General features: G+C 69.5%; 10 protein-coding genes. 9 read left to right on the forward strand and 1 reads right to left on the reverse strand.

All coding sequences use genetic code 11. The annotated features are described in order from the left end of the window. Positions 1 to 11 precede the first annotated feature (11 nt). From AU194_RS09970 to AU194_RS10000, 7 genes are all read left to right on the forward strand, one after another. Positions 12 to 908 (forward strand): glutamine amidotransferase, encoded by an 897-nt coding sequence (locus tag AU194_RS09970; RefSeq protein ID WP_059089037.1) that lies wholly within the window; start codon positions 12 to 14, stop codon positions 906 to 908. Further along, positions 896 to 1579: a protein glxC gene (locus AU194_RS09975; RefSeq protein WP_059089038.1), complete on the forward strand. Its 684-nt coding sequence runs from the start codon at positions 896 to 898 to the stop codon at positions 1577 to 1579. The genes AU194_RS09970 and AU194_RS09975 overlap by 13 nt, the downstream gene beginning before the upstream one ends. Further along, a complete protein-coding gene (locus AU194_RS09980; RefSeq protein ID WP_059089039.1) occupies positions 1579 to 2892 on the forward strand; it encodes an FMN-binding glutamate synthase family protein in 1314 nt (437 codons plus the stop codon). The genes AU194_RS09975 and AU194_RS09980 overlap by 1 nt, the downstream gene beginning before the upstream one ends. Further along, positions 2892 to 4079 carry an FAD-binding oxidoreductase gene (locus tag AU194_RS09985; RefSeq protein WP_059089040.1) on the forward strand — a complete coding sequence of 396 codons (1188 nt, stop codon included), beginning with the start codon at positions 2892 to 2894 and terminating at the stop codon, positions 4077 to 4079. The genes AU194_RS09980 and AU194_RS09985 overlap by 1 nt, the downstream gene beginning before the upstream one ends. A gap of 9 nt (positions 4080 to 4088) precedes the next feature. Continuing rightward, positions 4089 to 4742 carry an XRE family transcriptional regulator gene (locus tag AU194_RS09990; protein ID WP_059089041.1) on the forward strand — a complete coding sequence of 218 codons (654 nt, stop codon included), beginning with the start codon at positions 4089 to 4091 and terminating at the stop codon, positions 4740 to 4742. 168 nt (positions 4743 to 4910) lie between these two features. Further along, positions 4911 to 6716 (forward strand): 2-isopropylmalate synthase, encoded by a 1806-nt coding sequence (leuA, locus tag AU194_RS09995; protein ID WP_059089042.1) that lies wholly within the window; start codon positions 4911 to 4913, stop codon positions 6714 to 6716. Positions 6717 to 6737: 21 nt separating this feature from the next. Then, positions 6738 to 7220 (forward strand): NADPH-dependent FMN reductase, encoded by a 483-nt coding sequence (locus AU194_RS10000; RefSeq protein WP_059089043.1) that lies wholly within the window; start codon positions 6738 to 6740, stop codon positions 7218 to 7220. On the opposite strand, the gene AU194_RS10005 is transcribed toward AU194_RS10000, so the two are convergent. Then, positions 7212 to 8201, reverse strand: a complete 990-nt coding sequence (locus AU194_RS10005) for a DEDDh family exonuclease (protein WP_059089044.1) — start codon at positions 8199 to 8201, stop codon at positions 7212 to 7214. The two genes, AU194_RS10000 and AU194_RS10005, sit on opposite strands and share 9 nt — an antisense overlap. A 73-nt stretch (positions 8202 to 8274) precedes the next feature. Between AU194_RS10005 and AU194_RS10010 the strand changes: the two genes are divergently transcribed. Beyond that, positions 8275 to 9498, forward strand: coding sequence for a Mur ligase family protein (locus AU194_RS10010; protein WP_059089045.1), 1224 nt, complete (start codon positions 8275 to 8277; stop codon positions 9496 to 9498). After that, positions 9495 to 10211: a type 1 glutamine amidotransferase gene (locus AU194_RS10015; protein WP_059089046.1), complete on the forward strand. Its 717-nt coding sequence runs from the start codon at positions 9495 to 9497 to the stop codon at positions 10209 to 10211. The genes AU194_RS10010 and AU194_RS10015 overlap by 4 nt, the downstream gene beginning before the upstream one ends. Positions 10212 to 10289 lie beyond the last annotated feature (78 nt).

The following is a 10289-nucleotide window of genomic DNA, read 5'->3' on the forward strand; positions in this document are numbered from 1 at the left end:
GAGAGCAACACATGTGCGGGATCGTCGGGTTGCACCTGCGCAACCCCGAACTCCAACCACGGCTGGGCGAACTGCTCACCGGGATGCTGTGCGAGATGTCCGACCGTGGTAGCGATTCGGCGGGCGTCGCGGTGTACGGCGACCCGACGTGGACGCCGCCCGGCCACGGCGCCGTCTCCCTGCTGGAGGTCGGCGCGTCCCCCGAGGCCGCGGCCGACGCCATCGGGTCGGCACTGGCGGTCCCGGTGGCGGTGACCGTGCTGGACGCGACGTATCTGGTGAGCGCCCCGGTCGAATCGGACACCCTGCTCGCCGCGGCCCGCGCCGCCTTCCCCGATGCGCTCGTCGCCGGGTTCGGCACCGATCTCGCGGTCCTCAAGGGCGTGGGCGATCCGCATACGCTGACCGAGGCCTGGGGCCTGGCGACCGCGCAGGGCTGGCAGGGCGTGGGCCACACCCGGATGGCCACCGAATCGGCGGTCACCCCGTCGGGGGCGCATCCGTACGCGGTGGGCCCCGATCAGTGCCTGGTGCACAACGGCAGCTTCGCCAACCACGCCACCATCCGACGTGAATTGCGCGCTGCCGGTGTGGAATTCGACAGTGAGAACGACACCGAGGTGGGCGCCCGGTTCGTCGCCGCACAGTTGGCCGCGGGCCGCGACGTCGAGACCGCGCTCAAGGAGCTGTGTGCGGTCTTCGACGGCTTCTACACGCTGCTGGTGTCCAACCGCGATTCGTTCGCGGTCGTGCGCGACGCGATCGCATGCAAACCCGCGGTGATCGCCGAGACGGCCGACTGGGTCGCGATGGCCAGTGAATACCGTGCGCTATCCGGTCTGCCCGGCGTCGAGAACGCCGCGATCTGGGAGCCCGAGCCCGAGGTGGTGTACGCATGGACCCGATAGCCTTCGACCTCCACACCACCCCGCTGCGCGACGTCAACACCGCGCTGCATGCCCCCGACCTGTCGGGCGCGTTCGTCATCGAGCACCCCGACGGCGCCCACAACGTCGCGGTCGGTCTCGACGCGCCCGTCCGCGTGACGGTCGAGGGCCATGTCGGCTACTACGCGGCCGGGATGAACCAGCAGGCCGAGGTCGTCATCGACGGCAACGCGGGCACCGGTGTCGCGGAGAACATGATGAGCGGCACCGTGTGGGTGAAGGGCAACGCCTCCCAGTCCGCCGGCGCCACCGGCCACGGCGGCCTGCTCGTCATCGAGGGCAATGCCGCTGCGCGGTGCGGGATCTCGATGAAGGGCATCGACATCGTCGTCGGCGGCGACATTGGCCACATGAGCGCGTTCATGGCGCAGGCCGGCCGCCTCGTCGTCCGCGGAGACGCCGGTGAGGCGCTCGGTGACTCGATCTACGAGGCGCGCCTGTATGTGCGCGGTTCGGTGGCGTCGCTGGGCGCGGACTGCATCGCCAAGGAGATGCGCGCCGAACACCACGAGGAACTCGGACAGCTGCTCAAGGCCGCGGGTTTCGAGGACGACGACACCTCCGCCTATACCCGCTACGGCTCGGCCCGCGAGCTGTACCACTTCCACGTCGACAACACAGGGAGTTACTGATGAGCACCTGGGGTCTGCGCGAGTCGGCGACGTTCGACCGCGCCGCGATCGCCGGTATCCAGCGGGCGGCCGAGACCGGGATCTACGACATCCGCGGGTGGGGCGCCAAGCGGCCACTGCCGCACTTCGACGATCTCCTGTTCCTCGGCGCATCCATGTCCCGCTACCCGTTGGAGGGTTACCGCGAGAAGTGCGCCACCGACGTGGTGTTGGGCGACCGCCACGCGAAATACCCACTGCACCTGGATATCCCGGTCACCATCGCCGGCATGTCGTTCGGCGCGCTGTCCGGGCAGGCCAAGGAGGCGCTGGGCCGCGGCGCCAGCGAGGTCGGCACCTCCACCACCACCGGCGACGGCGGCATGACGCCGGAGGAGCGTGGGCAGAGCAAGCATCTGGTGTACCAGTACCTGCCGTCGCGCTACGGGATGAACCCCGACGACCTCCGCAAGGCCGACGCGATCGAGGTCGTCCTCGGGCAGGGCGCGAAACCGGGTGGCGGCGGAATGCTGCTGGGACAGAAGATCTCCGAACGCGTGGCCGGGATGCGCACCCTCCCCCAGGGCATCGACCAGCGGTCGGCGTGCCGTCATCCGGACTGGACCGGGCCCGACGACCTGACCATCAAGATCAACGAGCTGCGGGAGCTCACCGACTGGGAGAAGCCGATCTACGTCAAGGTCGGCGCCACCCGCACGTACTACGACGTCAAGCTGGCCGTCCACGCCGGCGCCGACGTGGTGGTCGTCGACGGGATGCAGGGCGGCACGGCCGCCACCCAGGAGGTGTTCATCGAGCACGTCGGCATCCCGACGCTGGCGGCGATCCCGCAGGCCGTGCAGGCGCTGCAGGAACTGGGTGTGCACAGGAAAGTGCAGCTGATCGTGTCCGGCGGCATCCGCACCGGCGCCGACGTGGCCAAGGCCCTGGCGCTCGGCGCCGACGCCGTCGCGATCGGCACCGCGGCGCTGATCGCCCTCGGCGACAACCATCCGCGCTACGCCGCCGAGTACGAGCAGATCGGAAGCGCCGCAGGCTGTTACGACGACTTCCAGGACGGCCGCGACCCGGCTGGCATCACCACCCAGGATCCGGAACTTGCCGCGCGGCTGGATCCGGTCGAGGCGGGCCGACGGCTGGCCAACTACCTGCGGGTGCTGACCATGGAGGCGCAGACCATCGCCCGCGCCTGCGGTAAGGCCCACGTCTGCCACCTCGAACCCGAGGACCTCGTCGCGGTCACGATCGAGGCCGCCGCGATGGCCCGCGTCCCCGTGGCCGGCACGAACTGGATTCCGGGAGCGGGGTTCTGATGACCGAGACAGCGGATGTCGTCATCGTCGGCGGCGGGCTCGAAGGCGCCGCCGCCGCATGGGCGCTCGCTGAACGCGGTGTGACGAATGTGGTTGTGGCCGAACGGCACACCGTCGGGTCCGGGATGACAGGTAAGTCCAGCGGGATCGTGCGCTGCCACTACGGGGTCAGCTCGCTGGCGGCGATGGCCGCGGTGGGTCTGGAGGTCTTCGAGAAAGCCGAGGAGATCTTCGGCACCGACATCGGCTTCCGCCAGACCGGCTACGTCGTCGGCGTGGGTGAACAGAATGTCGACGCGATGCGTAAGAGCCTGGCCGCCCAGCGCGCGGTCGGTGTGCAGACCGGGGAGATCGACGCGGCCGAGGTCGCGAAGATGTGGCCCTACGCCGATCTGGAACCGTTCGCCGCATTCGGGTGGGAGCCGCGCGGCGGCTACGGTGACGCCTATCAGACGGCGCAGGCGTTCGCGGTCGCCGCACGCGCCGCCGGGGTGCGGGTCCGGCAGAGCACCCCGGTGCGCGAACTGGTGACCGACGGGCAGCGCGTGACCGGGGTGACACTCGCCGACGGCAGCGAGATCTCCGCGGACACCGTCGTCGTCGCCACCGGCGCCTGGACCCGGCCGTTCCTCGCCCAGCACGGCATCGACATCCCGATCCGCGTGGTGCGGGAACAGATCGTGCTGATCGACCCCGGCGTGACCCTCGGCCCCGTGCCGGTGTTCTCGGATCTTGTTTCCCTGCAATACATTCGACCTGAACCCGACGGTACGGTGCTGTTCGGCAACAGCGACCTGGCCGATAACGAGGAGACCGATCCGGACGACTACCTCAACCGCGCCACCGATGCCTTCGTCGACATCACCGTCGACAAGGTGGGCACCCGCTTCCCCGGGTTCCCGGATGCGTCGATCACCAGCAGCTACGCCGGCTGCTACGACGTCACCCCGGACTGGAACCCGGTCATCTCGCGCACCGACCTCGACGGCCTGATCGTGGCGGCGGGGTTCAGCGGCCACGGTTTCAAGATCGCCCCCGCGGTCGGGCGGTTGGTGGCGGATCTGGTCGTCGACGGGCGCAGCTCCGACCCGCGGATCCCCGAATCCGACTTCCGCCTCTCCCGGTTCGCCGAAGATGATCTGCTCAAGACGCCCTTCCCGTACGTCGGCGCGGGTGAGATGCGTTAGACAGGTGCAGTGAGCTCATCCGACGACCAGCTGCTCCGCAACCAGTCCGGCACCGCACGCGAACGCGACCCGCGCGAAACGGTCGACGACACCGAGTTCGAGGCCGCGATCGGGCGCAACGTGCGGCAGCTGCGCCTGCAGCAGGGCCTCACCGTCGCGGACATGGCGGCGCGCGTCGGCATCTCGAAGGCGATGATGAGCAAGATCGAGAACGCGCAGACCTCGTGCAGCCTGTCGACGCTGGCGTTGCTCGCCAAGGGTTTCGACGTCCCGGTGACGAGTCTGTTCCGGGGTGCCGACGTCGAACGGCCCGCGGCGTTCGTCAAGGCGGGCACCGGAGCGCGAATCGTGCGCAACGGCACCAAGGAGGGCCACGAGTACCAGCTGCTCGGCTCGTTGCGCGGGGAGCACAAGCGGCTGGAATGCCTCGAGGTGACGCTGTCGGAGAAGAGCCGCACCTATCCGCTCTTCCAGCATCCGGGCACTGAGTTCATCTACATGCTCGAAGGGGTCATGGACTACAGCCACAGCCGCTCGGTGTACCGACTGCACCCCGGCGACTCGCTGCAGATCGACGGGGAGGGCGCACACGGCCCCGTCGACCTGGTCGAATTGCCCATCCGGTTCCTGTCGGTCATCGCGTTCCCCGATTCGCAGGTCTGACGCGCGTTTGGGCGCTCGGGGGGCGGCGCGCTACAGTGGGACGATCATGTTTGTGCAGCGGGCGCTCCTTCTCGGCCGCCGCGGCGGGGTCTGACCAGACCGGCTTCCCGTCGCGGGTTTTCGCGATGCGCCGGTCGAGTCCCTCGCAAAACTCCCGGAGCAATCGATATGAACACCCCGATTTCGTCTGACGCCTTCACGTCCGCCCGCACCATCAGCACCCCGTCCGGTGCCCCCAACCCCGGCCAGCCCGCCTGGAACACCCAGCGCGGCTCCTCGATGCCGGTCAGCCGCTACCGCAGCTTCGCCGACGAGGTGGAGAACATCACGCTGCCCGACCGCACCTGGCCCGACAGGGTCATCGACCGCGCCCCGATGTGGTGTGCGGTCGACCTGCGTGACGGCAACCAGGCCCTGATCGACCCGATGAGCCCGCAGCGCAAACGCCGCATGTTCGACCTGCTGGTCCGCATGGGCTACAAGGAGATCGAGGTGGGCTTCCCGTCGGCGAGCCAGACCGACTACGACTTCGTCCGCGAGATCATCGACGAGGGCGCGATCCCCGAGGACGTCACCATCCAGGTGCTGACCCAGTGCCGGCCCGAACTGATCGAGAAGACGTTCGAGGCGTGCCATGGTGCGCCGCGCGCGATCGTGCACTTCTACAACTCGACGTCGATCCTGCAGCGACGGGTGGTATTCCGCGCCGACCGCGAGGCCGTGAAGAAGATCGCCGTAGACGGCGCCCGCATGTGCGTCGAGGAGGCCGCCAAACACCCCGACACGCTGTGGCGGTTCGAGTACTCCCCCGAGTCCTACACCGGCACCGAGCTGGAGTACGCGGTCGACGTCTGCAACGCCGTCGCCGACGTCATCGAGCCGACGCCGGACCGGCCGCTGATCGTGAACCTGCCCGCCACCGTCGAGATGGCCACGCCCAACGTCTACGCCGATTCCATCGAGTGGATGAACCGGCACCTGAGCCCGCGGGACAGCATCATCTTGAGCCTGCACCCGCACAACGACCGCGGAACCGCCGTCGCCGCAGCCGAATTGGGCTATCAGGCCGGCGCCGACCGCATCGAGGGCTGCCTGTTCGGCAACGGTGAGCGCACCGGCAACGTATGCCTGGTGACGCTGGGACTGAACATGTTCAGCCGCGGTGTCGACCCGCAGATCGACTTCTCCAACATCGACGAGATCCGCCGCACGGTCGAGTACTGCAACCAGTTGCCCGTGCACGAGCGCCACCCCTACGGCGGCGACCTGGTCTACACCGCGTTCTCCGGCAGTCACCAGGACGCGATCAACAAGGGCTTGGACCAGATGAAAGTGGATGCGGACGCCGCCGACGCCGATATGGACGACATCCTGTGGCAGGTGCCCTACCTGCCGATCGACCCGAAGGACGTCGGCCGCACCTACGAGGCCGTCATCCGCGTGAACTCGCAGTCCGGCAAGGGCGGCGTGGCCTACATCATGAAGGCCGATCACGGGCTGGTGCTGCCGCGCCGGCTGCAGATCGAGTTCAGCCAGGCGATTCAGAAGATCACCGACGGCGAGGGCGGCGAGGTCTCGCCCAAGGAGATGTGGGACGTCTTCGCCGAGGAGTACCTGTCGCCGATCCGGCCGCTGGAGCGGATGCGCCAGCGCGTCGACGCCGCCGAGATCGACGGTGGCACCGACACGATCACCGCGGTGGTGAAGGTCGACGGCGTCGAACGCGAGATCGTCGGGGCCGGCAACGGTCCGCTGGCGGCCTTCGTCGACGCCCTGGGCGCGATCGGCTACGACATCAGCGTGTTGGACTACTCCGAACACGCCCTGTCCGCCGGCGAGGAGGCGCAGGCCGCGGCGTACGTCGAGGCGTCGGTCGGCGGGACGACCGTGTGGGGTGTCGGGATCGCGACGTCGATCACGACGGCCTCGCTGCGCGCGGTCGTATCCGCGGTGAACCGCGCTGCGCGCGACTGACATCCGTGAGAAAGTGCTCGGGTGACAGTCGTCGTCGTAGGGAATCCGAAGCCGAAGTCGCGGACCCGGGCCGCCGCCGAACTGGTGGCCGAGAGGCTGACCGGCGCTGCCCCCGAGCACGTCATCGATGTCGTCGACCTCGGTGCCGGACTGCTCGGCTGGGGTGACCCGAAGGTCGCCGAGGCCAAGGAGCTCGTGAAGTCCGCCGACTCGCTGGTGGTCGCGTCGCCGACGTTCAAGGCCACCTACACCGGGCTGCTCAAGCTGTTCCTCGACCAGTTCGGCGCGGGGGAACTCGGCGGCGTGCCCACGTTCCCGCTCATGCTCGGCGGGTCGCTCGCCCACTCGTTGGCGCCGGAACTGACACTGCGGCCGGTGCTGGTCGAGATCGGGGCGAGCTGCCCCGCCCCGAGCCTGTACCTGCTCGACTCCGAGTACGAGACGTCACCGGAGCTGGACAAGTGGCTCGACGTCGCGCGCCGCTATGCGCCGCGGTCAGAATAGGGCGAACTGGTCCCCGACGGTCGTGCTGTCGACGAAGTCTTCGATCCCGGTGCCGCCGACGACGTGGTCGAGTGCGCGCATGAACTCGGCGTCGGTGAGCACCGGGACGCCGAACTCCTGCGCCAGATAACCCTTGCCCTGTTCGACGCCGGGCTGGTTGCACAGCACGAGCGACGTCTCGGGATCCACGGTGTCGGTGTAGGCCAGCCCCGCGGTGATCATCCGCTCGATCAGTTCCTCGTAGGTGCGGGCGACCTCGGCCGCGACGGCCACCCGCATCCCCTGCACCAGCGGCCTCCCGGCGACGTAGCGACCCGGATTCAGGTACGCGCAGGGCAGGCGGGCGGCGACCGATTTGAGCGGGTGCAGTTCGTCGTGGGTGACGCGGCCGTTGGGCCAGCGGCGCCGGCTCACCGGACGGGTCGGGAGCCAGGACCTACGCTCCCGCGCGCGGGCCAGCGTCGGCTTGAGGATCTGGGCGAGCACCTGCGCGTCGTCGAGCGCGTCGTGCGGTTTGAGTTGTGGCACACCCCAGTGGTTGGCGAGCGTCTCCAGCCGCAGGTTCTCGGTGCCGAGGTCGAGGCGACGGGCCAGTTCGACCGTGCACATCACCGAATCGATCGGCAGTTCGGCGCCGACGAGTTCGGCCTCGGCGGTCAGGAACGAGTAGTCGAACGCGACGTTGTGTGCGACCAGCGTGCGGCCCGGCAGCAGTTCGGCGAGCTCGCCGACGACGTCGCCGAAGCGCGGGGCGCCGTCGAGCATCTCGGCGGTCAGCCCGTGGACGTGGGTGGGCCCCGGGTCGACGCCCGGGTTCAGCAGGGTCGCGAGGCTCTGTTCGACGTTGCCGTCGTCACCCACCGCGAGTGCGGCCAGGCTCACGATCCGCGCCTGCCCCGGCCGGAAACCCGACGTCTCGACATCGACGACGGCCCAGCCTGTACCGGTGTCGACCGCCGGTCTTCCCCAACCGTGGCTCACCTCCTCAGCGTGGCACGCCCCTCCGACAATCTCGGATCGCAGCGGCGCGTGTCGGCCACCTAAACTGCCGGGGATGGTCACCCCTCGAGGACGCGCCGCCCTGTCGGCCGGAGCCGCCGCCCGCTGGGCGTCGCGTGTCACCGGCCGCGGCGCAGGCGCCATGATCGGCGGGCTCGTCGCGATGACGCTGGACCGGTCGATCCTCGGTCAGCTCGGCGCGGGCAGGCGCACGGTCGTCATCACCGGCACCAACGGCAAGTCCACGACCACGCGGATGACCGCGGCGGCGCTGGGCACGCTCGGCGCGGTCGCCACCAACGCCGAGGGCGCGAACATGGACGCCGGTCTGGTCGCCGCGCTCGCCGCCGACCGCGCCGCGCCCTTGGCCGCACTCGAGGTCGACGAGATGCACGTCCCGCACGTGTCCGATGCCGTCGACCCGGCGGTGGTGGTCCTCCTGAATCTCTCGCGCGATCAGCTCGACCGGGTCGGTGAGATCAATCACATCGAGCGCACGCTGCGCGGCGGCCTGGCCCGGCACCCGAAGGCGGTCGTGGTGGCCAACTGCGACGACGTGCTGATGACGTCGGCGGCCTACGACAGCCCGCACGTGGTGTGGGTGGCCGCGGGCGGCAGCTGGGCCAACGATTCGGTGAGTTGCCCGCGCTCGGGTGAGGTCATCGTCCGCGACGGCCAGCACTGGTACTCCACGGGCACCGATTTCAAGCGCCCGAGCCCGCAGTGGTGGTACGACGACACCCACCTGCACGGTCCGGACGGGCTGTCACTGCCGATGACGCTGGCCCTGCCGGGCGCGGTGAACCGCGGCAACGCCGCGCAGGCCGTCGCCGCCGCGGTGACCATGGGCGCCGACCCGGCGGGTGCGGTCGCCGCCGTCGGAACGGTCGACGAGGTGGCAGGCCGCTACCGCACCGTGCAGGTGGGCGACCACACCGTGCGGGTGCTGCTGGCGAAGAATCCGGCCGGCTGGCAGGAGGCGCTGTCGATGGTCGACAAACACGGCGCCGGCGTCGTCATCGCGGTCAACGGGCAGGTCCCCGACGGGGAGGACCTGTCGTGGCTGTGGGATGTGCGTTTCGAGCATTTCGAGGACACCCAGGTGGTGGCCGCCGGGGAACGCGGCACCGACCTGGCGGTGCGGTTGGGATACGCCGGCGTCGAGCACACGCTGGTGCACGACACGCTCGCGGCCATCCAGTCGTGTCCGCCCGGACACGTCGAGGTGATCGCGAACTACACGGCGTTCCTGCAACTGAACCGGCGGTTGAACCGATGAGCGATTCCACGGTGCGGATCGGGCTGGTGCTGCCCGATGTGATGGGCACCTATGGCGACGGCGGCAACTCGGTGGTGCTGCGGCAGCGGCTGCGGCTGCGCGGTATCGACGCCGAGGTCGTGGAGATCACGCTGGCCGATCCGGTGCCCGCCGAACTCGACCTCTACACGCTCGGCGGCGCCGAGGACTACGCGCAGCGGCTGGCGACCAAACATCTGCAGCGCTATCCCGGTCTGCAGCAGGCCGCCGCGCGCGGCGCCCCGGTGTTGGCGATCTGCGCGGCCATCCAGGTGCTGGGCCACTGGTACGAGACGTCGTCGGGTGAGCGGGTCGACGGGGTCGGGATGCTCGACGTCACCACCACACCGCAGCCGGCACGCACCATCGGTGAGGTGGTGTCCCGGCCGCTGGTCGACGGGCTCTCCGACAGGTTGACGGGTTTCGAAAACCACAGGGGCGGAACCACTCTCGGCTCGGACGCGGCACCGCTGGCCCGGGTGGAGAAGGGTGCGGGCAACCGCGACGGCGACGGGTTCGACGGTGCGGTGCAGGGCAGCGTGATCGCGACGTACCTGCACGGACCGTGTCTGGCCCGCAATCCCGAGCTGGCCGACCATCTGCTCAGCCGGGTCGTCGGCGACCTGCCGCCGCTGGACCTCGACGAGGTGGCCCGGCTGCGGAAGGAACGCCTGGCCGCACCGCGGCGGGCCTAGGTGTACCCGGCAGGGACGTTGTTGACGGTTTGGCTGTGAGAAGGGAGGACCTCCGGGCTTAGTGGAGATGTCTGACGT

The organism is Mycobacterium sp. GA-2829 (genome assembly GCF_001499965.1).
Lineage (GTDB): Bacteria > Actinomycetota > Actinomycetes > Mycobacteriales > Mycobacteriaceae > Mycobacterium.

Bases quoted from the DNA above. Each gene is read 5' to 3' on its own strand.
- AU194_RS10015 (WP_059089046.1), top strand. From the start codon at position 9,495: ATGAGCGATTCCACGGTGCGGATCGGGCTGGTGCTGCCCGATGTGATG.
- AU194_RS09970 (WP_059089037.1), top strand. From the start codon at position 12: ATGTGCGGGATCGTCGGGTTGCACCTGCGCAACCCCGAACTCCAACCA.
- leuA (WP_059089042.1), top strand. From the start codon at position 4,911: ATGAACACCCCGATTTCGTCTGACGCCTTCACGTCCGCCCGCACCATC.
- AU194_RS10010 (WP_059089045.1), top strand. From the start codon at position 8,275: ATGGTCACCCCTCGAGGACGCGCCGCCCTGTCGGCCGGAGCCGCCGCC.
- AU194_RS09980 (WP_059089039.1), top strand. From the start codon at position 1,579: ATGAGCACCTGGGGTCTGCGCGAGTCGGCGACGTTCGACCGCGCCGCG.
- AU194_RS09975 (WP_059089038.1), top strand. From the start codon at position 896: ATGGACCCGATAGCCTTCGACCTCCACACCACCCCGCTGCGCGACGTC.
- AU194_RS09985 (WP_059089040.1), top strand. From the start codon at position 2,892: ATGACCGAGACAGCGGATGTCGTCATCGTCGGCGGCGGGCTCGAAGGC.